A 24,879-nucleotide genomic window follows, 5' to 3' on the forward strand; every position below is an offset into this window, starting at 1 on the left:
GAGACTGAAAATGCTGAAGATTCGTCTGGCCCGCGGCGGCGCCAAGAAGCGCCCCTACTACCACATCGTCATCGCCGACTCGCACAGCCCGCGCGACGGCAAGTTCATCGAGCGCGTCGGCAGCTACAACCCGATGCTGCCGAAGGACAGCGCCACCCCGCGCATCGTCCTGAAGGCTGACCGCATCTCGGAATGGCTGGCCAAGGGCGCTCAGCCGACCGACCGCGTGGCCCGCTTCATCAGCCAGAGCCAGGACGAAGTTCTGGTCGGCAAGGTCAAGTGGACCCAGAGCAACAACCCGAAGAAGGGCGAGCCGGGCAAGAAGGCCCAGGAACGCGCCGCCGAGCGCGCCCAGCGCGAAGCCGACCGCCTGGAAGCCGAAGCCGCCGCCAAGGCCGAGGCCGCTGAAGCCGCCGCCGCTGCCGCCGCCGCTCCGGCCGTGGAAGAAGCGCCGGCTGAAGAAGCCCCTGCGGCTGAAGTCGCCGCCGAGGCGACCGAAGAGCAGGCCTGAGCCTTATCTCTTCATCCGGCCCCGGCCGGTTGAAACGGGAAAGCAGCGTCCTTCCGGGGCGCTGCTTTTCTGCTATCTGGACCCATCGCATCGGCAAACGGAGCCCGGTCATGAGCAGCGAAGACAGACTGATCCTGGTCGGCCAGATCGGCGGCGCCTTCGGGGTGAAGGGCGAGGTGCGCATCAGCGCCTATACCGCCGACGCCATGGCGCTGGTCGGCTATTCGCCGCTGCTGGGCGCGGACGGCAAACCGGTGCTGACCCTGATCTCGGCGCGGCCGGACAAGGCGGGCGTGGTGGCGCGCGTCAAGGAGATCGCGACGAAGGAAGAGGCCGACGCCCGGCGCGGCCAGAAGCTGTTCGTCACCCGCGACGCCTTGCCTGAGCCTGAAGAAGACGAGTTCTACCTGACCGACCTGATCGGCCTGGAGGGGCGCGATCCGTCCGACGTGGTGCTGGGCAAGGTGAAGTCGGTTCAGAACTTCGGCGCCGACGACATGCTGGAGATCGCCCCAGCCGAGGGCGGCCCGACCTGGTATCTGCCCTTCACGCGCGAGGCGGCGCCTGAACTGCACATCAAGGAAGGCTGGCTGCGTATCGTTCGCCCGAGCGAAGTCAGCGATCTCGACGAAGACTGACGCTGACACGGTTGCGGATTGCGCGCAGGCTTCCAACATGGAGGGGGTCACACCAGCCGGAGCGCTTCATGGCCGATCTGTCCGCCTTTCCCGTCACCCGCCAGTTTCCGCCGCAGCATCCTGACCGGCTCCAGCTCTATTCCCTGACGACGCCGAACGGGGTGAAGGTCTCCATCCTGCTGGAAGAGCTGGGCCTGCCCTATGAGGCGCACCGGGTCGACATCAGCAAGGACGAGACCTGGACGCCTGAGTTCCTGTCGCTGAACCCCAACGGCAAGATCCCCGCCATCATCGACCCCGACGGTCCGGGGCATAAGCCGCTGGCCCTGTTCGAGTCCGGCGCCATCCTGGTCTATCTGGCGGAGAAGGCGGGGCGCTTCCTGCCGACCGATCCGGCGGCGCGCTATGAGACGCTGCAGTGGGTCTTCTTCCAGATGGCGGCCATCGGCCCGATGTTCGGCCAGGTCGGCTTCTTCCATAAATTCGCCGGGCGCGAGTACGAGGACAAGCGGCCGCGCGATCGCTACGTCGCGGAATCGCGGCGTCTGCTGGGCGTGCTGGAAGGGCGTCTGGAGGGCCGCCAGTGGATCATGGGCGACGACTACACCATCGCCGATATCGCCATCCTGGGGTGGGTGCGCAACCTGATCGAACACTATGGCGCGGGCGATCTGGTCGGCTATGCGGACTTCCCGCGCGTGGCCGCTTGGCTGGCGCGCGGGCTGGCCCGACCGGCCGTGCAGCGGGGCCTGAGCATCCCGGCGCAGCCTTAAAGGCGAGGTTGCGGGGGCGGGCGATGCGCCGCGCCCCCGCGCAGTCTCAGACTTCTTCGGTCGGGGCGTCGCCGACGTATTTCTTGATCGACTCGATGGCGCGCTTGGCGCCCGACTTGTCGGAATAGCCTTCGGTCGAGAAGATGATTTCCGAGTTGTATTTGAACCGGACGCGGAACTCGCCGGCCTTGTCCTGATAGACTTCGAACTTGTGCGCCATGATCGCCTCGCTCTGACGGCCGCCAGTCGGCCGAGGCGAGGAAGCTGCCACGGCCCCGCTCAAGGCGTAAAGGGCGTGAAATGTAAAAGGCCGTGAGGCGATCAGCCGCGCGCTGGAATCCAGCGCCGCGCCGCCAGGGCCAGGAAGCCGACCGCCAGGCCCCAGAAGGCCGAACCGACCCCGAACACGGCCACGCCCGACGCGGTGGCGGCGAAGGTCAGCACCGCCGCCTCGCGATCCTTGGCCGCGGCCATCATGGCGCCCAGCGATCCGGTCAGGGGCGCGATCAGGGCCAGGCCGGTGATGACTGCCAGGGCGCCGGTCGGCATGGCGATGAACAGGCCCGCCAGCGGCGCCGCGAACAGGGCGACGACCAGGTAGAACAGGCCGTAGATCACGCCCACGGTCCAGCGTTTGGAGGCGTCGGGGTGGGCGTCCGGCTCGGTGCAGATGGCGGCGGTGATGGCCGCCAGGTTGACGCCGTGCGCCCCGAACGGCGCCAGCAGGGTGCTGGTCAGCCCGCCCCAGAAGATCAGCTTTCCGGCGGGCGGGGCGTAGCCTGCGGCTCTCAACACCACCAGTCCGGGCAGGTTCTGCGAGGCCAGCGTCACCAGATAGAGCGGCAGGGCCAGGCTGACCGCCGCCTTCCAGTCGAAGGCGGGCATGACGGGCGACAGGGCGCCGAACAGGCCGGTCCCCTCGGGCAGGGCGACCTGGCCGCGTAGCGCCAGCACGGCGAAGGCGGCGACCAGAACGACGGGCAGGGTCCAGGCGGGCGCCAGACGCCGCATGACCACAAAGACCAGCAGCAGACCCGCCGCCAGCATCAGATCGGTCGGGAACACCAGGAACAGCTTGAGACAGAAGGGCAGCAGCACGCCCGCCAGCATGGCCGAGGCGACGGCGGCGGGAATGCGTTCGGCCAGCCGCCCCAGCGCCGGGACCAGTCCCGTCAGCACCATCAGCAGCCCGGCGATGACGAAGGCGCCCACGGCCGTAGACCAGCCGAGACCGAGGGTCGAGGCCGCCAACAGGGCCGCCCCCGGCGTCGACCAGGCCAGCACCACGGGCATCCTCAGCCGCCAGCTCAACACTGCGCCGGGCAGGCCGATGCCCAGGCACAGGGCGGTGACCATGGAGATGATCTGGGCGGGCGCCGCGCCCATGGCCTGTCCGGCCTGCACCACTAGGGCGACCGTGCCGCCGAAGCCGACGACGGTCGCCACGGCGGCGGCGGAGAAACTGGCGGGCGGCGGCAGGCGCAGGGCACTCATGCGTTCAAGCTAGGCCGAGGGGCGGACGCCTGAAAGTAGAAATGCGGCTTTCCGCTCATCCGGCGGACGCCGGGATGAGCGGATAGTGGGGGGAGATGCAAAAAGGGCCGCCGGTGTCCCGGCGGCCCTCTGTCTGTCCGAAACCCGGTCGGGTTCAGCCTTCCATGTCGTCGGGCAGGCCGACGGCGTGGAAGCCGGCGTCGACGTGGACGACTTCGCCCGTGGTCGAGCGGCCCAGGTCCGAGCATAGCCACAGGGCGGCGCCGGCGACGCCTTCCATCGAGGTCTCTTCCTTGATCAGCGAGAACTGCGCCGACTTGGAGTGCAGGCCGCGCCCGCCCGAGATGCCGGCCAGCGACAGGGTGCGCATGGCGCCCGCCGAGATGGCGTTGACGCGGATGTTCTTCGGCCCCAGGTCGCGCGCGATGTAGCGGGTCGCGGCTTCCAGGGCGGCCTTGGCCACGCCCATGGTGTTGTAGTTGGGGATGACCCGCTCGGACCCGAGGTAGGTCAGGGTGATCATCGAGCCGCCGTTCGGCATCAGCCGGGCCGAACGCTTGGCCACGTCGACGAAGCTGAAGGCCGAGATGTTCATGGCCAGCAGGAAGCTGTCGCGGGTGGTGTTGTCGACGAAGGAGCCCTTCAGTTCGTCCTTGTTGGCGAAGGCCACCGAGTGGACGACGAAGTCGATCGTGCCGAATTCCTTCTCCAGCTCGGCGAAGGCGGCGTCCATGGAGGCGTCGTCGGTGACGTCGGCCTGGATCAGCAGCTTGGCGCCGACGCTTTCGGCCAGCGGGCGCACGCGGCGCTCAAGACCCTCGCCCAGGTAGGTGAAGGCCAGCTCGGCGCCCTGGGCGGCCAGCTGCGAGGCGATGCCCCAGGCGATGGAGCTGGAGTTCGCGACCCCCATGATCAGGCCCTTCTTGCCCTTCATGAGGTCTCCGGTGGGCATGTCCCAGCCTTCGCTCGTCGCCATGGGTTCGTCTCCGTATCTAGAACTTGTTCCGCCTTTTGGACGGGCGCGCGGCGGGTGACAAGCGTTCAGGCCTCGGCCCGGCCTTAATCCGCGAGGCTGGCGTTTCTCCGCAGGCGGCCTAAGTTGAAGCCATGAGCTTCGACGTCGACAGTCCGAATGCGCAACCGGAGGCGGGGCCGGTCTTCTTCGACCGCCGCGAACTGGACCAGATGCTGCGGGTCTATGGGCGGATGGTGGCGGCAGGCGAATGGCGCGACTACGCCATGGCCGGCCAGAAGGACCACGCTGAGTTCGCCGTCTTTCGTCGCCACGGCGACGCGCCGCTCTATCGGATCGAGAAACGTCCGGCCCTGCGCCTGAAACAGGGACAGTGGGCTGTGATCGGCGAGGGCGGCCATGTGCTGAAGCGCGGCCGCGACTTGGCCCAGGTTCTGCGCGTCTTCGACAGCCGCAAGTTCACGGTGGTGGAGTAGGCGGCGACAAAAGAAAAAGGCCCCGGCGTTGCTGCCGGGGCCTCATTCTTTTTGGCCTATCGCCTTGCGGGCTGCTTGAGGCTTGCGCTCAAGTCGGCCGTGACCGCGTCACGGCCATAGCGCACTTGGAAAGCCCCTATTCGCGGCTGCCCATGAAGGCCAGCAGGAACTGGAACAGGTTGATGAAGTTGATGAACAGGCTCAGCGCGCCGAAGCCCGTCGCCACGCCCATCGCGTTCTTGTCGCCGCCCAGGGCGTAGTAGGTCATCTTCAGACGCTGGGTGTCATAGGCGATCAGGCCCGAGAAGATCAGCACGCCGGCGCCGGAGATGATCAGGTACATCACGCCCGATTGCATGAAGATGTTCACGATCGAGGCGATGACCAGGCCGATCACGCCCATGATCAGGAAGGTGCCCATGCCGGTCAGATCCTTCTTGGTCGTGTAGCCGACCAGGCTCAGACCCGCGAAGGCGGCGGCGGTGACGAAGAAGGTCGAGGCCAGCGAACCGTTGGTGTAGCGCAGGAACAGCACGCCCAGGCCCGCGCCGATCGTGGCGACCACGGCCCAGTAGAGCATGTTCACGCCCTTGGCGGTCGGGTTCTTCATGAAGAACATCGAGCCGAACAGCATGACCAGCGGCGAGAACTGGACGATCATGCCCAGCATCGTCAGGCCGATGCGGCCGTCGTCCATGCGGGCGAACAGCAGCTGCTGCACCGCCGGGACGTTGCCGGTGACGTAGGCCAGGGCGCCCGCGACGACCAGACCGATCGCCAGCTTGTTGTAGACGCCCAGCATGAAGGCGCGCAGACCGGCGTCGACGGACATGTCCGCCGACTGCGGAAGCGGGCGCGCATAGCCGTTGTTGAAATCGCTCATCGCGAAAGAAGTCTCCCATTCGGCCGGGAATGTCCCGACCTTTGGCTGAAATATCGGGATGCAGACGCATCCTTGCAAGAAAAACCGGACTTCCGGCCGCCTGTTCCGCCCGCTACCAAGGGTCGCATGTTGCGCCTGTTCACCGCCATTCCGATCCCCGAGGACGTCGCCGAGACCCTGGCGCGGCGTCAATCCGGCCTGCCCGGCGCGCGCTGGCGGCCGCTGGACGCCCTGCACGTCACCCTGGCCTTCTATGGCGAGGCGTCCGAGCGGACGGCCGACGACCTGGCCTCGGAACTGACCCGCGCCGAGGGCGGCGGGGCCTTCGAGATCACCCTGAACGGCGTCGGCGCCTTCGGCGACGCGCATCGCAGCCATACCTTGTGGGCCGGGCTGGAGCGGTCCGAGCGGCTGAACGTCCTGGCCGGGCGCTGTCGGTCGGCGGGCGAGCGGGCGGGCGTTCCGCCTGAGAAGCGCGAATACCGGCCGCACGTCACCCTGGCCTATCTGAAGCCCCAGGCGAACCCCGACCGCATCGGCGCCTGGATCACCGGGCACAATCTGCTGAAGTCGCCGCCGATCCGCGTGGATCGCTTCGGCCTCTATTCCAGCGTTCTGACCGGGGACGGCAGCGTCTACACCCTTGAACGCGAGTATCTGTTGTGATCGATCGCCCGACATCGCCCCTCGGTCCCACGCTGGAGACCGAACGCCTGTTCCTGCGCCCGCCGATGCTGGAGGATTTTCCGCGCTGGGCCGACTTCATGAGCGACCCCGAGACGACGCGCTTCATCGGCGGGGTGCAGTCCCGGCATGAGGTGTGGCGCGCCATGGCCTCGGTCGCGGGCATGTGGGCGCTGCACGGCGAGGGCATGTTCTCGCTGATCGAGAAGACGACCGGCCTGTGGATGGGGCGCATCGGGCCGCTGCATCCCTATGGCTGGCCGGGTCGGGAGGTGGGCTGGAGCCTGCACCGCGACGCCACGGGCAAGGGCTATGCGATCGAGGCCGCGGCGGCGACGATGGACTACGCCTGCGACGTGCTGGACTGGCCGGAAGTCATCCACTGCATCGACCCCGACAACCGGGCGTCGGAGAAGGTGGCCGAGCGGCTGGGTTCGATTAATCGCGGGCCGGGCGTCATGCCGCCGCCCTTCCATGAGCACGCGGTCAACCTGTGGGGCCAGACGCGCGAGCAATGGCGCGTAAACCGGCAGCGCTTGCGGTAGGAACATAGGCGGAACATAAAGGCGAATGCCCGCCGCCGCGCTTCACCTCGAACTGGTCTTCAGCCGCCCCGAAACGACCTTGTCCGTCACGCGGGGGGCGGCGCGGCTGATGCTGGACATGGGTTATGCGCCCCTGCTGGAGGTCTGTTTGCCCAATGGGCGGCGCGCCGACGTCATGGCCCTGGGGCCCAAGGGCGACATCGTCATCTGCGAGGTGAAGTCGGGGATCGACGACTACCGCGTCGATCGCAAATGGCAGGAGTACGGCCCCTTCTGCGACGCCTTCTACTTCGCCGTCGCGCCGGAGTTCCCCGAAGGCGTGCTGCCGGACGAGCCGGGCCTGATCGTGGCCGACGGCTTCGGCGGGGCGGTGGTGCGCGACGCGCCGGCGACGCCCCTGGCGCCCGCGCGCCGCAAGGCCCTGACCCTGGCCTTCGCCCGCCTGGGCGCGCTCAGGACGATGCGGGACTGATGCCCTATCCGCCCACCGCGTGCAGGGCTGCGCCGTGATCGCGCAGCCAGCGGCGGTGCGGGCGGTGATCTCCGACCAGGCGGGCGACCACGGCCCAATAGGCGGGGCTGTGGTCGGCGTGGACCAGGTGGGCGACCTCGTGCGCGGCCAGGTAGTCGGCGACGGCGGGCGGGGCCATGATGACGCGCCATGAATAGCGGATCGAGCGATTGTGCGGGCTGCACGAGCCCCAGCGCGAGCGGGTGTCGACGATGGACACCTTCACCGGCTTCTGGCCCAGGGTCTTCAGATGGACGTCGGTTCGCTCGACCAGGAAGTCGCGCGCGGCGCGGCGGAACCAGTTCTCGATGCGGCGCGAGAAGGCCTCGCCCTCGCCGCCCGAGCGCAGCACCGGTCCCTCCGGCGTGTCGATCAGGCGGGCCGCTCCTGCGCCCCCGCTGGCTTCCAGCCGCACGGTGCGGCCCAGCCAGGTCACGACGGCGCCCGGTTCGAACGGCTGCGTATCGAGGCGCGCGGCGAGGCGTTCGGCGATCCATCCGGCCTTGGCGCGGGCGAAGGCCACGACCTCACCCAGACGTCGCTCGCTGGGGGCCACGGCCACGGCCTCGCCCGCGCGGGCGTCGATGCGGATCGACAGCCGACGCGCGCGCGGATTGACCGACAGTCTCAGGGCGCCGCCGCCCTCAAGCGGCAGACGCTGACCGTTCCGGTATGACACTGAGGGCTTCGTTGCTGGCGATGAAGTCGCGCACGCGGGGATAGATCTCCTCGCGGAAACGGCGGCCGTTGAAGACGCCGTAGTGGCCGACCTTGGGCTGGACGTAGAGCAGGCGCCGGTCGTCGGGAATGTTGGGCGTCAGGCCGTGCGCGGCCTGGGTCTGGCCGACGCCGGAGATGTCGTCCATCTCGCCCTCGATGGTGGCCAGGCCGATGTCCGCGATCGCCGTCAGATCGACCATCTCGCCGCGATGCTGCAACAGGCCGCGGGGCAGCAGGTGCTGCTGGAAGACGATGTCGATGGTCTGGAGATAGAACTCCTCGGTCAGGTCCAGCACCGACAGATATTCGTCGTAGAACTGCTCGTGCTTCTCGACCCCGTCGCCGTCGCCTTCGACCAGGCTCTCGAAATAGCGGCGATGGGCGTCGACGTGCTTGTCCTCGTTCATCGACATGAAGCTGTAGAGCTGGACGAAGCCCGGATAGACCCGCCGTCCGACGCCCGGATAGGGCCAGGGCACGGTGTGGATCATGTTCGACCTGAACCAGGTGAAGGGCTTTTCCTCGGCCAGCTGGTTGGTCACCGTCGGCGACAGGCGGGCGTCGATGGGCGAGCCCATGAAGGTCATGGAGGCGGGCCGGTTCGGGTCGTTCTGCGCCGCCATCACCGCGCAGGCGGCCAGCACCGGCGGCCCCGGCTGGCAGACGCCGACGATGTGGGCGCGCGGCCCCACCGCCGCCAGCATGTCGCGCACGTGGTCGATGTAGTCGTTGAAGTCGAACCGCCCTTCCAGCATCGGCACCTGGCGGGCGTTGGTCCAGTCGGTGACATAGACGTCGTGGTCCTGCAGGAAGGTCTCGACCGTGCCGCGCAGCAGGGTGGCGTAGTGGCCCGACAGCGGGGCCACGATCACCACGGCGGGTGCCGCTGCGTGTTTGCCCGCGCGCTTCAGGTCGCCGATGTTGCGGGTGAACCGCACCAGTCGGCACCAGGGCGAGGACCAGACGACCTGTTCGGTGGTGCGAACCGGCTTGCCGTCGATCTCAAGCGTCTCCAGCCCCCAGTCGGGCTTGCCGTACCGGCGGGTCAGGCTCTCGAACACCTCGGCCGAGGCGTAGGCGGTGCGGCCGATGGCCGTGTCCGACGCCGGATTGAACGGAGAGGTCCAGAACTGGCGGGCCATCTGGGCCCCGATCCGGAACGGCGTCGCCGAATGATAGGCGAGCTCGTGAAAAGCGTAGAGCATGAAACCCCGACTGCGGCCCCCGCCGATGCGGAACGCCGATCATACAGAGTGCTGCGCCGCAAAAAAGACCGGCGGCGCTTCGTTCAGGGAAAGGTGATCAGCCCTTCTCCATCGCATTCTCGATCAGGGTGGCGGTGCGGCTGGGCCCCAGGTCGTGGGCGACCGCGCTGCGGAACTTTCCGTCCGGCCCCATTAGATAGACGGTCAGGCCGTGGTTCATGGTGTAGCCCTCGCCCTCGCCGACCTTCTGATAGAAGGCGCGATAGGCCTTGGCGGCCTTGGCCACCTGTTCCGGCGTGCCGGTCAGGCCGATGACGCCGTCGGGGAAGCCGTCCGACGAGAGGTAGTCCTTCAGCATCTGCGGCGTGTCGCGCTCGGGGTCGATGCTGATGAAGACGATCTGCAGATCCTCAGCCTTGTCGCCCATCCGCTCCTGCACCGCGTTCAGCACGCCCAGGGTGGTCGGGCAGTAGTCGGGGCAATAGGTGAAGCCGAAGAAGACCAGGGTCCATTTGCCGTTCAGGATCGTCTGGTCGACGATCTGGCCGTCCTGATTGGTCAGGGTGAAGTCGCCGCCGACCAGGGGCTGGCCCGTCGCGACGTCCGTGGTCTGGGTCGCCTGCTGGCGGCCGCCGACGACCACCATGGTGATCAGGCCCAGCGCCAGGGCGATGACCGCGCAGGCGGCGGCGAACAGGATCACGGGACGGCGGGGCATGGCGTCTCCTCATCGGGAACTGAAGTCGTTTCGGCGGCCGCGACACGGCGAACCGTGCAGCCGCTCTTCGCCCGGTCTATAGAAGAGCGGTGAGCCGTACAGAAGCCCCCATCCCGTCGCACGCCCATCCCCACGCCCCGCCGCATCTGCTGGCCCAGGCGGGCGGCGAACTGGCCGGTCTGCCGGAACTGCCCCGGCGCGGGCGGGGCCTGTCGCTGCGCACCTTGATCGTGCTGCGCTGGCTGGCGGTGATCGGCCAGACCTCGGCCATCCTGACCGCCTATTTCGCCCTGCACTTCCCCTTGCCCTTGTGGGAGTGCCTGACCGTGATCGGCGCGGGCGTGGTGATGAACCTGGCCACCATGGCGCGGGCGCGGCGCATCGACGGCAGCCTGCCCGACGGGCCCAGAACCGCCGCCCAGCTGGGTTTCGACATCCTGCAGCTGGCGACGTTGTTGGCCTTGACCGGCGGCCTGGCCAACCCCTTCTGCCTGCTGCTGGTCGCGCCGGTGACGATCGCGGCGGCGGCCCTGCCTGCGCGTCAGGCCGTCATTCTGGGCGTCATGGCGCTGATCGCCGTGGGCTTCCTGTTTTCCTGGTCCCTGCCGCTGCCGTGGCGGCTGCATGAGCACCTGGAGCTGCCGGGCCTCTATCGCCTGGGGCTGGGGCTGGCCCTGGTGACGGGGGTGCTGTTCACGGCCGGCTACGCCTGGAAGGTGGCGGCCGACGCCGACAAGCTGGAGCTGGCCCTCGCCACCACCCAGGACGTGCTGCAGCGCGAGCAGAGGCTGGCAGCCCTGGGCGGATTGGCCGCCGCCGCCGCCCATGAGCTGGGCACGCCCCTGGCCACCATCCAGGTTGTCGCCAAGGAGATGCTGCGCGACGCGCCCGCAGGCAGCCCGGCGGCCGAGGACGCCGCCCTGATCCTGCAACAGGCGGAACGCTGCCGCGCCATCCTCAAGCAACTGTCGTCCCAACCTGAGGAAGGCGACGCCCTGTTCGCCGACATCGGCCTGAAGGCCCTGCTGGAGGAGGTGGCGGAACCGCACCGGGGCTTCGATCTCGATTTCGACATCGCCCTGAAGATTCCGCCCGGCCAGGAGGCCCCGCGCCTGCGCCGCCTGCCCGAGATCGTCCACGGCCTGTCCACCCTGGTCGAGAACGCCGCCGATTTCGCTACCGCTCGCGTCCAGCTGACCGGGGTGGTCGACGCCGGGTGGATCGAGATCGACATCGTCGACGACGGCCCCGGCTTCGCTTCCGAAATCCTGCCGCGTCTGGGCGAGCCCTATGTGACCAGCCGTCCTCAGGCCAAGGCCCGCCGCGCCTTGGCCGCCCAGATCGCCTCGGCCACCCGTCCGGCCCGCCGCGAGCGCCGCGCGCCGCCTCCGCCGGTCACCGCCCCCATCGCTCCCAGTCAGGGCGGCATGGGCCTAGGCTTCTTCATCGCCCGCACCCTGCTGGAACGGTCCGGCGCCAAGGTTTCGGTGGGTTCAGGCGACGCCGCCAAGGGTCAACCGGGGGGCGCCCGCGTCTCGGTCCGCTGGCCGCGCCAGGCCCTGGAAGTCACGGCCTCGGCCATGGAAGGCGATGGAACCTGATGTCGCAGTCGCGAGCTTGGCCCTTGACCCTGCGTCCCTGACGCACGACCTGAACCCGCAGGAGAATTTCATGTCCGAACTCGAGACCCAGATCACGGAACAGATTGCGGCCCTCAGCGACAAGTCCTTGTTGCTGCTGGACGATGATCAGGCCTTGCGCACCCGCCTGGGTCGGGCGCTGGAATCGCGCGGTTTCGTCGTCGCCCTCGCCGGCTCCGTGGCCGAGGCGAACGACGCCCTGCGCCAGTCGGTCCCCGCCTTCGCCGTGCTGGACATGCGTCTGGAGGACGGCAACGGCCTGAAGGTGGTCGAAATGATCCGCGAGCGGCGCGAGGACGCCCGCATCGTCATGTTGACCGGCTACGGCGCCATCGCCACGGCCGTCGCGGCGGTCAAGGCCGGCGCCGTCGACTATCTGCAGAAACCCGCCGACGCCGACGACGTGGTCAAGGCTCTGCTGTCGACCGGCGAGGCGCCCGAGCCGCCGGAAAACCCCATGTCGGCCGACCGGGTGCGCTGGGAGCATATCCAGCGCGTCTATGAGCTGTGCGACCACAACGTGTCGGAGACCGCTCGCCGCCTGGGCATGCACCGCCGCACCCTGCAGCGCATCCTGGCCAAGCGCGCGCCGCGATAGGCCTTTTTGCGCGCTATGCTCGCGACGTGGTCGCTCACGGCTTGAGGGCGCGCCTTATTGTCCTTCTCCCCTTGTGGGAGAAGGTGGCAGGCGAAGCCTGACGGATGAGGGGTCTTGCGCCCTCAATCCGTCTGCCTGTTTTCAGCGTGCAGAAACCACTCATCCGGCCCTGGCGGGCCATCTTCTCCCACAAGAGGAGAAGGGAGAATCTAGAAGAACAGCGCGTCCGGTTGGCGCTCTTGCGGCGGGCTGGGGCGCGCCGCCGGGGGCTGTTGCGGCTGCGTGGCTTGGCCGTCGATGACGATGGGCGGCGGCGCGTCCTCATAGGGCTGGGCCGTGGCGTAGGGATCCTCGACCTGACCCATCAGGTCGCCGACGGGATCGGGCGGGATCCAGCCTTCGGGCAGGGGCGGGCCGTTGGGGATGGCCTGAACCGCCAGCTTGGGCAGGGCCGCCTCCATGAAGCCGCGCCAGATGGCGGCGGGCGAGGAGCCGCCGGTGACGCGGGCCATCGGCTTGTTGTCGTCCTTGCCGACCCAGACGGCGGCGACGAAGCCGCCCGTGTAGCCGACGAACCAGGCGTCCTTATAGTCCGAGGTGGTGCCGGTCTTGCCTGCGATGTCGCGCCCGCCGATGGCGGCCGAACGACCGCTGCCCGAGGTGATCACCCCGCGCAGCATCTGGTTCATGTAGTAGAGCGGCGGATTGTTGATGGCCTGACCGCCTTCGGATGGGCCGTGGGTGTAGATGACCCGGCCGGACGGGGTGCGGATGCGGCTGATGCCATAGGCGTCGACGCGGCGGCCGCCGTTGGCGAAGGCGTCATAGGCCTGAGCCATCTCCAACGGGCTGACCTCGACGGCGCCCAGGGCCATGGACGGCTGCAGGCCGATTTCACTGCTGATCCCCAGACGGCGCGCGGCGCGGGCCACGCTGTCGCGCCCGACCTGATCGGCGACATAGGCGGCGACGGTGTTGGTCGACTGGGCCACGGCCTGGGCCAGGGTCATCTGACCGGAGAAGCGGCCGGAATAGTTGCGCGGCGACCAGCCGCCGATGGTCACGGGCTGGTCGACCACCGGGGTCTCGGGCGTGTAGCCGGCCTCGACCGCCGCCAGATAGACGAAGGGCTTCCAGGCCGAACCGGACTGGCGACGCGCATCGACGGCGCGGTTGAACTGGCTGTCGCCGTAAGAGGCGCCGCCGATCATGGCGCGCACCCGGCCGTCGCCGTCCAGGGCGACCAGGGCGGCCTGTTCGACGCCCTTGCCCTTGTCGCGATCCAGGATGCGGCGCACGGCGCGCTCGGCGTCGGTCTGCAAGGTCAGGTCCAGGGTGGTCTCGACCACGAGGTCTTCGGTCGGCTCGCCGACCAGGCCGCGGATCTGCTTGTCCAGCCAGTCGATGAAGTATTGGGCGTGCTGGCTGGCCAGGGTCTTGGACACCCGCACCGGCTCGGCCACGGCGGCCTCGCGCTGGGCCGGGGTGATGGCGCCGACCTCGACCATTTCGTTCAGCACGACATTGGCGCGGGTGGCGGCGCGCTCGCTCTCGGATACCGGCGAATAGCGCGAGGGCGCCTTCAGCAGGCCCGCCAGCAGGGCCGCCTCGCCGACCGTCAGCTTGTCGGCGCTCTTGTCGAAATAGCGTTGCGAAGCGGATTCGATGCCATAGGCGCCGGCGCCGAAATAGACGCGGTTCAGATAAAGGGCGAGGATCTCCTTCTTGGAGAACTTCATCTCCAGCCACACGGCCAGCATCAGCTCCTGAACCTTGCGCTTCATGTTCTGATCGGGCGTCAGGAACAGGTTCTTGGCCAGCTGCTGGGTGATGGTCGAGCCGCCCTGGACCACGCGCCCGGCCTTCAGGTTCGAGGCCATGGCGCGGCTCATGCCGATCGGGTCGAAGCCGGGGTGGTGGTAGAAGCGGCGGTCCTCGATGGCCACGAAGGCCGCGGGGACGTAGTCGGGCAGGGCGTCCAGATCGACCGGCGGCGCCATCTGGGTGCCGCGCACCGCGATCAGGGCGCCGGAGCGGTCCAGATAGGTGATCGAGGGCTGGCGATCGACCTCATACAGGCTGGAGGTGTCCGGCAGGTCGCGCGCGAAGACGGCGAAGAAGACGACGGCGAAGATCAGGCCCCAGACGGCCAGCACCGCGCCCCAGTAGAAGAGGCGGCCCATGAAGGTCCGGCGTGGTTTTCTTCCGCCCTGATCGTTCCCGTCGGGTCCGCGGTCTTTGCGCGCCATGAATATCCCTCTATGCCAGCGGCGCGAACCCTAGCCGTTCGCATCGCCGACGAAAACGCCCCCGTTTCCGATCACGGCAGCGTGAGCGCCTATTTCGCCGAAAGAATGGCGCGCCGGGCCAGCCAGACGCCTTGATCGCCGGCGTTCTCCACCGTCAGATCAGCCTCGGTCAGCAGGGCGCGATAGGCGTCGGGGTCCAGGCTGCCGTGATAGAGCGCCTCGCCGCGCCATTCGCCGATCGCCTCGCCGTGGGCGGGACCGGCGGTGAACATCAGCCGCCCGCCCGGACCGACGCGGGCGGCCAGGGCGGGCAGGACCGCCGCCTGCGCCTCAGGCGTCAGATGGAACAGGCTGTGCCAGGCCAGAACGCCGTGAAAGGCGCCGTCCGGCAGGCCGTCGCGCATGTCGCCGATGCGCCAGTCGCCTTTGGGCAGGGTCTCGCGCGCATGGGCGATCAGGCCGGGCGAGGCGTCCAGGCCGACGATTTCAAAGCCGCGCTCCAGCAGGGCGGCGCCCATCGGCCAGCCCGAGCCGCAACCGACGTCCAGCACGCGAGCGCCGGGCGGCCAGCCTTCTGTGAAGCGATCCAGCCACGCGGCCTCGTCCCAGTCGCCTTCATGACGGCGAAGGGCGTCGCCCCGGTCGCGAATCCAGTCCGCCGCCTTGTCCTGATACAGGCCGACGATCCGATCCGCGGCCGGGTGGCTCATTTGGCCAGGAAGGCGTCCAGTTCGCCGTAGAAGGCCGTCGGCTGGTCGAACATGATGAAGTGGGCGCTGTCGTCGATGCGCTTCAGCTTGGCGCCAGGCAGGGTCGCGAACGACATCTGATAGATGGCGTCGGTGACGGCGTCGGTCATGCGGGCGTCGTTGAACTTGACGTAGAGCACCTCGGTCGGGGCGGTGATCTTCGCCAGTTCGGGGCGCAGGTCGGTGGTGACCAGTTCGCGGAAGGCGGCGGCCGAGACCTTCTGGTCGCTGTCGCGCATGTCCTGAAGCGCCTCTTTGCGGCGGCTTTCCGTATTGATCATCCCGTTGATGGCGGTGGTGGCCTGGGCGACGTAGGCCTCGCGCGGGCTGGCCGACTGGGCGGTCCAGATCTGATCGGCGACGGGGGTCACGCTTTCGGCTGTTGCACCGGGCGCGCCGAACATGGCGCCCATGAAGGGGATCATGTCCACGACCATCAGCTTGCCGACCAGCTCGGGGTGACGCGCGGCCAGCATCATGCCCATGGTCCCGCCCATGGAGTGGCCGACGACGGCGGGCTTGTTCAGATGCTGTTCGCGGATGTAGCGGGCGATCTCCTCGGCCACGGGGGCGCCGACCGGCTGGGGCGCATCGCCTTGCGCATTGGCCTGCGGCGCGGCGCCCGCGAAGCCGGCGAGGTGGATGCGGTGGACGCGATAGCGCCCGGCCAGGTGATCGACCGTGCCCTGCCAGATGTCGGGCGAGGACGACAGGCCGGGGATCAGGATCAGATCGGGCGCGCCCTCCGGCCCGTCGACGCGGACGCTGAGGCGGTCGGAGGCGAAGGCGGCGTGCGCCGCGTCGTGGGCCGCATGGTTGACGTGACCGTCCTGAGCCAGGGCGGGCGCAGCGGCCAGCAACAGGGCGGCGGCGATGAAGGCGGCTGAGGCGGTGCGGATCAAGGCGTCTCTCCCAAAGAGAATTTGCGCCAGATTAATTCATCGGCTGAGGAAGGGAATGGCCTTTGGACGGCCGCCCGTCCCTGCTGCTACAAGGCGGCCATGATCGCAGACGCCGCGCCCGCACCTTCCGCCACGCCCGAAGCCAAAGCCCCGCCGACCGCCTTCGGCAAGGGCTTCATCACCGACGCCTGGTATTTCGTCGCCCTGGCGCGCGACGTGCCGGTCGCCAGCCTGAAACGCTATGAGATCATGGGCGAGCCGGTCTTGATCGGCCGCACCCGCGCGGGCGAGGTCTATGGCATGCGCGACATCTGCCCCCATCGCGCGGCGCCGCTGTCGGCCGGGCGGCTGGTCGAAAAGCCCGGCGAGGGCGAGACGATCGAATGCCCCTATCACGGCTGGCGCTTCCGGCCGGACGGCGTCTGCGCGGCCATCCCGTCGCTGGTCGAGGATCAGGCGTTCGAGGCCAACCGCATCAAGGTGCGCGTCTATCCGGTGCGCGAGAGCCAGGGGATGGTCTTCGTCTGGATGGCGGCCGACGCCCGCAACCCGTCCGAGCCGGATCAGGAACCGCCGCAGTTTCCGGGCGCAGTCAGCCAGCCGCGTCTGGTCGAGTGGATGGATTTCGACAGCCATATCGACCACGCCGTCGTCGGCCTGATGGACCCCGCCCACGGGCCTTACGTCCATCAGCAGTGGTGGTGGCGTTCCGAACATTCGATGCACGAGAAGGCCAAGACCTTCGCCCCGGTCGACTTCGGCTGGGCCATGGTGCGTCACGCGCCGTCGTCGAACAGCCGCCTCTATAAGGTGCTGGGCGGGGCGCCCGCGACGGAGATCACCTTCCGCCTGCCGGGCTATCGCTGGGAGCATATCCAGGTGGGCGAAAAGCAGGTGCTGGCCCTGACCTGCTTGACGCCGGTGAATGAGACCAAGACCCGCATCACCCAGATCTTCTGGTCCGACCACTGGGTGTTCGGCATCGCCAAGCCCTTCCTGCGCATGGGCGTCGTGGCCTTCCTGAAGCAGGACGGCGGCATGGTGAACCTGCAGAACGAGGGGCTGAAATACGACCCGGCCCTGATCTGGATCGACGACGCCGACAAACAGGCGAAATGGTACCAGCAGCTGAAGCGCGAATGGCTGAAGAGCCGCGCCGAGGGCCGCGCCTTCGCCAATCCGATCAAGGAGACGGTGCTGCGCTGGAAGAGCTGACGGTCAGGGCGGGCGGGGGCTCTGGTCGGCGGCGCGGAACCGCGTAATCATGCGGCCATGAAGCGGATCGCGCGCATCTTCCGTCTGCATTTCGCCCTGTGGCTGGGGCTCGCCGTCCTGGCGGTCGCGGTGATTTTAACGCCTGCCGCGTGGGACTGGCCGATGCGGATCGCCGCCGCCTGGGACGCCAGCGTCTGCATCTTCCTGACGCTCACCTTCATCCGCCTGTATCGCCATCGCACGACGGCGGCTATCCGCAAGCGAGCGGCGGACCTGGATCAGGCGGGCGGCGCCGTCCTGCCGCTCAGTTTGCTGGCGGCGGCGGCCAGCGTTTTCGTGATCGTCATGGAGACGGCGGACGGCGGCAAGCCGAGCCTGGGCGAGGCGTTGTTCTCCATCGGCACCATCGCCGCCTCCTGGCTGTTCACTCACGTCCTGTTCGCCCTGCACTACGCCCATGAATTCTATGCGCCCGCCCACGGCGGCGGCGATCGGCGCGGGCTGATCTTTCCCGGCGAAGAAGAGGCGGACTACGGCGACTTCCTGCATTTCTCCTTGATCATCGGCGTGGCCAACCAGACGGCCGACATCCAGATCAGCAGCCGTAAACTGCGCCGGATCGCCACCGTGCACAGCCTGATCGCCTTCGTCTTCAACACGGTGATCCTGGCCCTGGCGGTGAATATGGCCGTGAGCCTGCTCTAGGCTTTCGCACGCCCATTCCAGCCGGGCGCCTTGACTTGGCCGCTATTGAGGCCCATCTGCGCTGCATCGCACAATGCGATGACCGGCGCGTTCCAGCGCGTGTTGGGCTTCCCTCCCCGGAAGGCCTGTCTGTCGAGCGGCCGGATCATTCGATTTCATACGTCGTCCATACACGCGGGGCGGCGCCCGTTCCCCGCCCGAACTTCGGGCAGGCGACGTGCGCCCTTTGTGAAACCGGCCCTGTCCGGCTGCGCCCGTCGTCGTTCGTGAAAGATAGACGTGAGCGAAATTACCTTTGAATCCATGGGCCTGAATAAGGCTCTCCTGACCGCCCTGGCCGCGACCGGCTATGAGAAGCCGACGCCGATCCAGGCCAAGGCCATCCCCGACGTGATGAAGGGCAAGGATCTGCTGGGCATCGCCCAGACGGGCACCGGCAAGACGGCGGCCTTCGCCCTGCCGATCCTGCATCGCCTGGCCGAGAACCGCGTGGCGCCGCGCCCGCGCACCACGCGCGCCCTGATCCTGAGCCCGACGCGCGAGCTGGCCACTCAGATCGGCGACAGCTTCAAACAGTACGGCGCCCACCTGGGCTTCCGCGTGGCGGTCATCTTCGGCGGCGTGAAATACGGCGCCCAGGAACGCGCCCTGCAGCAGGGTCTGGACGTTCTGGTGGCCGCGCCCGGCCGCCTGCTGGACCACATCCAGCAAAAGACTCTGGACCTGTCGACCTGCGAGATCTTCGTTCTGGACGAAGCCGATCAGATGCTGGACCTGGGCTTCATCAAGCCGATCCGCCAGATCGTCAGCCGCATCCCGGCCAAGCGTCAGAACCTGTTCTTCTCGGCCACCATGCCGTCGGAGATCGGCAAGCTGGCCGGCGAGCTGCTGAAGGACCCGGTCAAGGTCCAGGTCACGCCGCAGGCCACCACGGTCGAGCGCATCAAGCAGTCGGTGATCTGGGTCGAGCAGGGCAAGAAGCGCGCCCTGCTGACCGAGCTGTTCTCTGACCCCGCCTATACGCGCTGCCTGGTCTTCACCAAGACCAAGCACGGCGCCGACAAGGTCGCGGCCTATCTGGAAGCGGGCGGCGTCGAGGCCGGCGCCATCCACGGCAACAAGAGCCAGCCGCAACGCGAGCGCGCGCTTGAGGCGTTCAAGAACGGCAAGCTGCGCGTCCTGGTCGCCACCGACATCGCCGCGCGCGGCATCGACGTGGACAAGGTCACTCACGTGGTGAACTTCGAGCTGCCCTATGTGCCGGAAGCCTATGTCCACCGCATCGGCCGCACGGCCCGCGCGGGCAAGGACGGCACCGCCATCAGCTTTGTCGCCGGCGACGAGATGAAGTTGCTGAAGGACATCGAGAAGGTCACGCGCCAGAAGATCCCCGCGATCGACCGCCGCAACGACAAGGCGCTGGCCCAGCTGGACGCCTCCATCATGTCGGCGGGCGTGGCCAAGAAGGCGACCCTGCCCGAGCGTGAAGGCAAGCCGCAGGGCGAAGGCCGGGGCGGCCGTGGTCGCGGCGGTCGCAATCCGCACCGCGAGGGCGTCAAGCTGGAGGGCGGCGGTCAGCCGCACCGTCAGCGTCGCGGCCGCAACGGCGCGCCTGCGGCCGAGCGTCCGGCGGCGGCCTATGATCCGATGGCGGGCGACCGCGCCCGTTCGGCCGCGCGCGCGACGCCTGCGGCCGAGCCCAAGCCGGTCGGCGAACTGCAGCGCCGCCCGCGTCGTCGTCGCCCGTCGAACGGCGGCAAGGGCCACGCCGCCCAGGGCTGACGCTCTCGGCATGAGGCGAATAAAAACGGCGGCTCCTTTGCGGGAGCCGCCGTTTCCTTGTCCGCCGTCAAGCCGGGATCAGAAGGCCCAGCGCGCGCCGATCGAGGCGACCAGGGCCGAGCCTTCGGCCTCGCCGCGCAGGTGCGAGGTCACGGCCGCCGGGGTGCCGGCGTAGAAGGTGCGGTCGTCGTGGATGGTCGAGTCGCTGAAGGCGATGTAGGTCAGACCGGCGTCGAAGGTGACGCCTTCGGTCACTTCGGTCGAGCCGCCGACCGAGAACAGCCAGCGGTCGGCGTCGGGGATGCGGGCCGTGCGCAGGCTGTCGCGGGTCGGGGTCGGGTCATAGCCGACGCCGGCGCGCAGAGTGGTCTTGTCGCTGAGGGCGTAGTCCAGGCCGATGGCGCCGGTGGTCACGTCCTTGTAGTTCTGATGGATGACGTCGCCGCCGCCCGTGTATTCGACGGTGATGGCGTCGAACTCGGACCAGCCGATGCGATTGACCTGGGCGTTCAGGGTCAGCTTGTCGTTGACGGCGTAGCGGACCGAGGCCGAGGCGAACCACGGGGTGTTGAAGCCGGCCTTGCCGCCGGTCGAGACGTTGGCGCCCGCCAGCGGACCCAGCAGGCCGGCCACGGTTACGTCGCCTTCCAGCTCATGCTCGATCTTGGAGCGGTAGCTGAGACCGAAGTCCCAAGGCCCCTTGTGCACCTGGGCGCCGACGTTCCAGCCGAAGTCCCAGCCGTCGCCTTCCAGGCTGTTGGAGCCATCGGGCAGCAGCGGCGACAGGTTCGGCATGGCCGAGGTCAGCTTGGCCTTGACGAACTGGGCGTTCAGCCCGGCGCCGACGTCCAGCCAGTCGTTGACCTGGTAGGCCACGGTCAGGCTGGCGTCGCCTGAACGCAACTCCGACGTCAGGGCGTCGTAGCGGGCGAAGGAGCCCTGTTCGTACTTGGTGGTGAAGTTGTAGGGGGCGGCCACCGAGACGCCGACGGCGAAGCGGTCGCCGATCGGCGTGGCGAAGGCGAAGTTCGGCACCAGGCCGCTTTCGATCGGATCGACTTCGGTGTTGCGCGGGTTGCGCACCGGCGCGTCCACGCCGCCCGGATAGGTCAGGTAGGAGCCGGCGTTCTTCACTTCGGAATCGATGCGGATGGCGTGCAGTCCGACGGAGACTTCGCGGCCGCTGCGGGCGATGGAGGCGGGGTTCCACCACATCGAGCCGACGCCGCGATCGGCGGCTTCGCCCGAGAAGGCGCGTCCAGCGCCGCGCACGGACTGTTCCTGCAGATAGAAGGAGCCGGCGAAGGCCGGGGCGGCGACGCCCGTCATCAGGGCGGTGGTCAGTGCCAGGCCGCCGAGGCGGGCCATATTCCTGGGGGTCATTACGCTTCACCTATGTCGTGGGCCGGCCATTGGAAAAGCGGACGGCCTTGGTTCGGGGAGAGCCGCCACGCTACTCATCACAGCGTCCGTGTCATGAAAGCGTTGCGTCCGAGGCCGGTGTCGGACCGCTTCTCGGCGAAAGAGTGGCGCAAAAATCGCACAATTTCACACCTTGGTGAGGTTACGTAGCGGCAATTTCGATGCCTGAAGAACGCAGGTTTGCAGCAAGATCGTGTTCCGCTGCGTCAACTTCGGCCGAATCCCGTCCCCGGATCACCAGGTGGGTTCCGACCTGGCCAGGCGTCTGATCGACGCTGAATCCGAAGGGGTAGGAGCCGAAGGACAGGTGCGGCCGCGCCTCGGCCGCGGCGCGCAGGATGTCGGCCACCGCGCCTTCGCCGACGCCGGTGACGCGCAACGAACGGCTATGGACCGGGACGCCCGTCTTCAGGCGAGGCGCCACGTCGTCCAGCATGGCCTCCATGATCTTGGGCACGCCGGCCATGACGAAGACGTTTTCGACCTGAAAGCCCGGCGCGCCGCTGACCGGGTTGGCGATCAGCACGCCGCCGTCGGGCACGCGGGCCATGCGGCGCCGCGCGGCGTTGAACTCGCCCGGCGCATAGCGGCGCGCGAGGATGGCGAGCGCCTCGGGGTGTTCGCTGACCGGAACGCCGAAGGCGGCGCCGACCGCATCGGCGGTGATGTCGTCATGGGTCGGGCCGATGCCGCCGGTGGTGAAGACATAGTCGTGGGCTGCACGCAGGGCGTTCAGGGCCCCGACGATCTGATCCTGACGGTCGCCGACCACCCGCGCCTCCATCAGATCGACGCCCAGCGGCGCCAGAAACCGGGCCAGGGTGGTCAGATTGGTGTCGCGCGTGCGGCCCGACAGGATTTCGTCGCCGATGATCAGGACGGCGGCGGTGGGGGAGGGGGCGATCTGGGGCATGGCTCGTAGATAGGATGGGCGCGGCCCTGCGTCAGCGGCGAACCCTGACGGGCTTGAGGTTTTGTGCTAGTCTGACCATCTGAAGTCCTGAAAGCAGCCTCTTCGCCCGTTCCGCGCCCTTGCGGAGCGCGCGCCTCCCCGAAAGCCGAGCATGTACGAGACCCCCGACCTGGAAACCGACGTCTTCGTCCGCAGCCACGAAATCCGCATCTATGACGCGGAAGGGTTCGAGGGCATGCGCAAGGCCGGCCGTCTGGTCGCCGAGGCGCTGGACATGATCGGCGAGCATGTGAAGCCGGGCGTGACCACGGGCGAGTTGGACGACCTGGTGCGCGAGTTCACCCTGAACAACGGCGGCGTCCCCGCCTGCCTGGGCTACAAGGGTTACACCAAGACGGTTTGCACCTCGATCAACCACGTCGTCTGCCACGGCATTCCGGGCGACAAGGTTCTGAAGGAAGGCGACATCGTCAACATCGACCACACCGTCATCGTCGACGGTTGGCATGGCGATAGCAGCCGCATGTATCCGGTCGGCGAGATCAACGCCCGCGCCAAGAAGCTGATCGACGTCACCTATGACTCGCTGGACCTGGGCCTGGCCCAGATCAAGCCGGGGAACACCTTCGGCGACATCGGCTTCGCCATTCAGAAATTCGTCGAGGCCCAGCGCATGAGCGTGGTGCGCGACTTCTGCGGCCACGGCATCGGCCGGGTCTTCCACGACAGCCCCAACGTCCTGCACTACGGCCGTCGCGGCGAAGGCGCGGTGCTGAAGCCGGGCATGTTCTTCACCGTCGAGCCGATGGTGAACCTGGGCAAGCCGGCGGTGAAGGTGCTGTCGGACGGCTGGACCGCCGTGACGCGCGACAAGTCGCTGTCGTCCCAGTGCGAACATTCGATCGGCGTGACCGAGGACGGGCTGGAAATCTTCACCGCCTCGCCGAAGGGCCTGTTCCGCCCGAAATTCTGAGCTAGTCTCCCTTCGGGGGAGGCTGATGCTGGATCAACCGCCGGAACAACCGAAGGCCAAGCCGCACCACGCCGGGCATCGCGAGCGGCTGCGCGAACGCGCGCGCACGGCGGGCCTCCATCATCTGCCGGACTATGAGCTGCTGGAGCTGTTCCTGTTCCGCAGCCAGCCGCAGGGCGACGTCAAGCCGGTGGCCAAGGCCCTGCTGGCGCGGTTCGGGTCGCTGGCGGCGGTGCTGGCGGCCTCGGTCGAGGATCTGATGACGGTCAGGGCCGAGGATTCGCGCGGGCGGCCCAAGGGGGTGGGCGCCGAGACGGCGCTGGACCTGGCCGCCCTGCATGAAGTCTCGCGCCGGGTGGCCAAGGAAGAGGCGAACAAGCGCACCGTCATCTCGTCGTGGACGGCCCTGCTGGCCTATGTGCGCCTGTCGTTGCAACACGAGCCGCGCGAGCAGTTCCGTGTCCTCTATCTCGACAAGAAGAACCAGTTGATCCTCGACGAGATCCAGAACCGGGGCACGGTCGACCATGCCCCTGTCTATCCGCGCGAGGTGGTGCGCCGGGCGTTGGAGCTGTCGGCCAGCGCCATGATCATCGTTCACAACCACCCCTCGGGCGATCCGACGCCCAGCCGGGCCGACATCGACATGACCAAGCAGGTGGTCGAGGCGGCGCGCGCCCTGTCGGTCCAGGTTCACGACCACCTCATCGTCGGCCGCGAAGGCGTGGCCAGCTTCAAGCAACTGGGATTGATGTGACTGTTCTTTCGACCGCGCGCCTGACGCTGACGCCCGTCACCGTCGGCGACATGAACGACCTGACCGCCCTGTGGGCCGACGCCGAGTTCACCCGCCACATCATGGGGCGTGGACTGTCGGAGGAGGAGGTCTGGTTCCGCCTGCTGCGCGACATCGGCCACTGGCAGGCCAAGGGCTATGGCAACTGGTCGATCCGCGAGACGACGACGGGCGCCTATGTCGGCAGCGTCGGGGTGCTGGACTACCGCCGCGAGATCGACCCGCCCTTCGACGCGCCGGAGCTGGGCTGGGGCGTGGCGCCCGCCTTCCAGGGCGCGGGCCTGGCGCGCGAGGCGCTGGAGGCGGCCCTGGCCTGGACCGACGCCTATCGGCTGGAGCCGCGTACGGTCTGCATGATCTCGCCCGAGAACGCGCCTTCGGTGCGTCTGGCCGAACGGGTGGGCTATCGCCCCTACGCCCGCGCCGACTACAAGGGATCGACCGTCGACCTGTATGAGCGTCCCCGCGCCGGATGACCGGCTGACAGAAGGGACGCGGGGCGATAAGCTTTACAATTCAGGCCCTGAGACGGCCTTCTGCCTTCTAGGAGTTCTGTGATGCCCATGTCCGTCGACGACCTTCGCGCCCATCTGGTCGAGGCCTTCCCCGACGCGGACATCGCCATTGAGGATCTGGCGGGCGACGGCGACCACTATCGCGCCCGTATCGTGTCCGAGGTCTTTCGCGGCATGAACCGCGTGCGCCAGCACCAGACCGTCTACGCCGCGCTCAAGGGCAAGATGGGCGGCGAACTGCACGCCCTGGCGCTGGAGACCTCGGCGCCGGTCGAGGCCGGCTGATCCC

At 68.2% G+C, this 24,879-nt stretch carries 28 protein-coding genes; 16 read left to right on the top strand and 12 right to left on the bottom strand.

The features are described from left to right. The first annotated feature begins 10 nt into the window (after positions 1-10). From rpsP to BJP32_RS13175, 3 genes are all read left to right on the top strand, one after another. Complete coding sequence (gene rpsP / locus BJP32_RS13165; protein WP_003166663.1) at positions 11-511, top strand: 30S ribosomal protein S16; 501 nt, start codon at positions 11-13, stop codon at positions 509-511. Positions 512-621: 110 nt separating this feature from the next. Continuing rightward, positions 622-1,149 carry a ribosome maturation factor RimM gene (gene rimM / locus BJP32_RS13170; RefSeq protein ID WP_076224441.1) on the top strand — a complete coding sequence of 176 codons (528 nt, stop codon included), beginning with the start codon at positions 622-624 and terminating at the stop codon, positions 1,147-1,149. Positions 1,150-1,217: 68 nt separating this feature from the next. Beyond that, a complete protein-coding gene (locus BJP32_RS13175) occupies positions 1,218-1,922 on the top strand; it encodes a glutathione S-transferase N-terminal domain-containing protein (RefSeq protein ID WP_046653061.1) in 705 nt (234 codons plus the stop codon). A gap of 46 nt (positions 1,923-1,968) precedes the next feature. On the opposite strand, the gene BJP32_RS13180 is transcribed toward BJP32_RS13175, so the two are convergent. From BJP32_RS13180 to BJP32_RS13190, 3 genes are all read right to left on the bottom strand, one after another. Continuing rightward, positions 1,969-2,142, bottom strand: coding sequence for a DUF1508 domain-containing protein (locus BJP32_RS13180; protein ID WP_076224443.1), 174 nt, complete (start codon positions 2,140-2,142; stop codon positions 1,969-1,971). A gap of 101 nt (positions 2,143-2,243) precedes the next feature. Further along, the gene (locus tag BJP32_RS13185) at positions 2,244-3,416 is read right to left on the bottom strand and encodes a benzoate/H(+) symporter BenE family transporter (protein WP_046653062.1); all 1,173 of its coding nucleotides are present in this window, start codon (positions 3,414-3,416) and stop codon (positions 2,244-2,246) included. 154 nt (positions 3,417-3,570) lie between these two features. After that, on the bottom strand, positions 3,571-4,368 hold the full coding sequence (locus tag BJP32_RS13190) for an enoyl-ACP reductase (protein WP_162200520.1): 798 nt from the start codon (positions 4,366-4,368) through the stop codon (positions 3,571-3,573). A 155-nt stretch (positions 4,369-4,523) separates the two neighbouring features. Here BJP32_RS13190 and BJP32_RS13195 point away from each other — a divergent pair, with 155 nt between their 5' ends. Beyond that, entirely contained in the window at positions 4,524-4,865 is a 342-nt protein-coding gene (locus BJP32_RS13195; protein ID WP_003166665.1) for a DUF2794 domain-containing protein, read from the top strand. A 136-nt stretch (positions 4,866-5,001) separates the two neighbouring features. Here BJP32_RS13195 and BJP32_RS13200 read toward each other — a convergent pair whose 3' ends face one another. Beyond that, positions 5,002-5,748: a Bax inhibitor-1/YccA family protein gene (locus BJP32_RS13200; RefSeq protein ID WP_076224445.1), complete on the bottom strand. Its 747-nt coding sequence runs from the start codon at positions 5,746-5,748 to the stop codon at positions 5,002-5,004. A gap of 126 nt (positions 5,749-5,874) precedes the next feature. On the opposite strand from BJP32_RS13200, the gene thpR reads away from it, so the two are divergent. From thpR to mmcB, 3 genes are read left to right on the top strand one after another with little or no spacing between them, the layout of a single operon-like run. After that, positions 5,875-6,414 carry an RNA 2',3'-cyclic phosphodiesterase gene (gene thpR / locus BJP32_RS13205; protein ID WP_003166667.1) on the top strand — a complete coding sequence of 180 codons (540 nt, stop codon included), beginning with the start codon at positions 5,875-5,877 and terminating at the stop codon, positions 6,412-6,414. After that, positions 6,411-6,977 carry a GNAT family N-acetyltransferase gene (locus BJP32_RS13210; RefSeq protein WP_076224447.1) on the top strand — a complete coding sequence of 189 codons (567 nt, stop codon included), beginning with the start codon at positions 6,411-6,413 and terminating at the stop codon, positions 6,975-6,977. Before thpR ends, BJP32_RS13210 begins: the two co-directional genes overlap by 4 nt. Before the next feature lie 25 nt (positions 6,978-7,002). Next, positions 7,003-7,449, top strand: coding sequence for a DNA repair putative endonuclease MmcB (mmcB, locus tag BJP32_RS13215; protein WP_076224449.1), 447 nt, complete (start codon positions 7,003-7,005; stop codon positions 7,447-7,449). 4 nt (positions 7,450-7,453) lie between these two features. Here mmcB and BJP32_RS13220 read toward each other — a convergent pair whose 3' ends face one another. The 3 genes from BJP32_RS13220 to BJP32_RS13230 all read right to left on the bottom strand — a co-directional run bounded on the left by BJP32_RS13220 (position 7,454) and on the right by BJP32_RS13230 (position 10,131). After that, complete coding sequence (locus tag BJP32_RS13220; protein WP_076224451.1) at positions 7,454-8,167, bottom strand: M48 family metallopeptidase; 714 nt, start codon at positions 8,165-8,167, stop codon at positions 7,454-7,456. After that, positions 8,133-9,413, bottom strand: a complete 1,281-nt coding sequence (locus BJP32_RS13225; protein ID WP_076224453.1) for a polyhydroxyalkanoate depolymerase — start codon at positions 9,411-9,413, stop codon at positions 8,133-8,135. The genes BJP32_RS13220 and BJP32_RS13225 overlap by 35 nt, the downstream gene beginning before the upstream one ends. Before the next feature lie 97 nt (positions 9,414-9,510). After that, positions 9,511-10,131 (bottom strand): SCO family protein, encoded by a 621-nt coding sequence (locus tag BJP32_RS13230; RefSeq protein ID WP_076224455.1) that lies wholly within the window; start codon positions 10,129-10,131, stop codon positions 9,511-9,513. Positions 10,132-10,220: 89 nt separating this feature from the next. On the opposite strand from BJP32_RS13230, the gene BJP32_RS13235 reads away from it, so the two are divergent. Together BJP32_RS13235 and BJP32_RS13240 are read left to right on the top strand one after the other, a co-directional pair. Continuing rightward, complete coding sequence (locus BJP32_RS13235; protein ID WP_052748035.1) at positions 10,221-11,732, top strand: ActS/PrrB/RegB family redox-sensitive histidine kinase; 1,512 nt, start codon at positions 10,221-10,223, stop codon at positions 11,730-11,732. Between the two features lie 70 nt (positions 11,733-11,802). Beyond that, positions 11,803-12,369: an ActR/PrrA/RegA family redox response regulator transcription factor gene (locus tag BJP32_RS13240; protein ID WP_076224487.1), complete on the top strand. Its 567-nt coding sequence runs from the start codon at positions 11,803-11,805 to the stop codon at positions 12,367-12,369. Positions 12,370-12,578: 209 nt separating this feature from the next. Here BJP32_RS13240 and BJP32_RS13245 read toward each other — a convergent pair whose 3' ends face one another. The 3 genes from BJP32_RS13245 to BJP32_RS13255 form a co-directional block, all read right to left on the bottom strand. Continuing rightward, on the bottom strand, positions 12,579-14,618 hold the full coding sequence (locus BJP32_RS13245) for a transglycosylase domain-containing protein (RefSeq protein ID WP_076224457.1): 2,040 nt from the start codon (positions 14,616-14,618) through the stop codon (positions 12,579-12,581). An 89-nt stretch (positions 14,619-14,707) separates the two neighbouring features. Continuing rightward, entirely contained in the window at positions 14,708-15,328 is a 621-nt protein-coding gene (locus BJP32_RS13250; RefSeq protein ID WP_076224459.1) for a class I SAM-dependent methyltransferase, read from the bottom strand. After that, positions 15,325-16,269: an alpha/beta fold hydrolase gene (locus BJP32_RS13255; protein ID WP_003166675.1), complete on the bottom strand. Its 945-nt coding sequence runs from the start codon at positions 16,267-16,269 to the stop codon at positions 15,325-15,327. The genes BJP32_RS13250 and BJP32_RS13255 overlap by 4 nt, the downstream gene beginning before the upstream one ends. Before the next feature lie 99 nt (positions 16,270-16,368). On the opposite strand from BJP32_RS13255, the gene BJP32_RS13260 reads away from it, so the two are divergent. From BJP32_RS13260 to BJP32_RS13270, 3 genes are all read left to right on the top strand, one after another. Further along, positions 16,369-17,484 (top strand): aromatic ring-hydroxylating dioxygenase subunit alpha, encoded by a 1,116-nt coding sequence (locus tag BJP32_RS13260; RefSeq protein WP_076224461.1) that lies wholly within the window; start codon positions 16,369-16,371, stop codon positions 17,482-17,484. A 57-nt stretch (positions 17,485-17,541) separates the two neighbouring features. Next, positions 17,542-18,189 carry a DUF1345 domain-containing protein gene (locus BJP32_RS13265; RefSeq protein WP_046653072.1) on the top strand — a complete coding sequence of 216 codons (648 nt, stop codon included), beginning with the start codon at positions 17,542-17,544 and terminating at the stop codon, positions 18,187-18,189. Between the two features lie 279 nt (positions 18,190-18,468). Then, positions 18,469-19,971, top strand: a complete 1,503-nt coding sequence (locus BJP32_RS13270; protein ID WP_369822421.1) for a DEAD/DEAH box helicase — start codon at positions 18,469-18,471, stop codon at positions 19,969-19,971. Between the two features lie 78 nt (positions 19,972-20,049). On the opposite strand, the gene BJP32_RS13275 is transcribed toward BJP32_RS13270, so the two are convergent. Both BJP32_RS13275 and BJP32_RS13280 read right to left on the bottom strand, forming a co-directional pair. After that, the gene (locus tag BJP32_RS13275) at positions 20,050-21,354 is read right to left on the bottom strand and encodes an OmpP1/FadL family transporter (RefSeq protein WP_046653074.1); all 1,305 of its coding nucleotides are present in this window, start codon (positions 21,352-21,354) and stop codon (positions 20,050-20,052) included. Between the two features lie 181 nt (positions 21,355-21,535). After that, positions 21,536-22,306, bottom strand: coding sequence for a competence/damage-inducible protein A (locus BJP32_RS13280; RefSeq protein WP_046653075.1), 771 nt, complete (start codon positions 22,304-22,306; stop codon positions 21,536-21,538). A 151-nt stretch (positions 22,307-22,457) separates the two neighbouring features. Between BJP32_RS13280 and map the strand changes: the two genes are divergently transcribed. The 4 genes from map to BJP32_RS13300 all read left to right on the top strand — a co-directional run bounded on the left by map (position 22,458) and on the right by BJP32_RS13300 (position 24,875). Then, positions 22,458-23,279 (top strand): type I methionyl aminopeptidase, encoded by an 822-nt coding sequence (gene map / locus BJP32_RS13285; protein WP_046653077.1) that lies wholly within the window; start codon positions 22,458-22,460, stop codon positions 23,277-23,279. A gap of 25 nt (positions 23,280-23,304) precedes the next feature. Further along, positions 23,305-24,036 (top strand): DNA repair protein RadC, encoded by a 732-nt coding sequence (gene radC, locus BJP32_RS13290; protein WP_046653079.1) that lies wholly within the window; start codon positions 23,305-23,307, stop codon positions 24,034-24,036. Continuing rightward, complete coding sequence (locus tag BJP32_RS13295) at positions 24,033-24,551, top strand: GNAT family N-acetyltransferase (protein WP_046653081.1); 519 nt, start codon at positions 24,033-24,035, stop codon at positions 24,549-24,551. Before radC ends, BJP32_RS13295 begins: the two co-directional genes overlap by 4 nt. Positions 24,552-24,632: 81 nt before the next feature. Continuing rightward, entirely contained in the window at positions 24,633-24,875 is a 243-nt protein-coding gene (locus BJP32_RS13300) for a BolA/IbaG family iron-sulfur metabolism protein (RefSeq protein WP_003166683.1), read from the top strand. Positions 24,876-24,879 lie beyond the last annotated feature (4 nt).

Source organism: Brevundimonas sp. ZS04, assembly GCF_001956865.1.
Lineage (GTDB): Bacteria > Pseudomonadota > Alphaproteobacteria > Caulobacterales > Caulobacteraceae > Brevundimonas > Brevundimonas diminuta.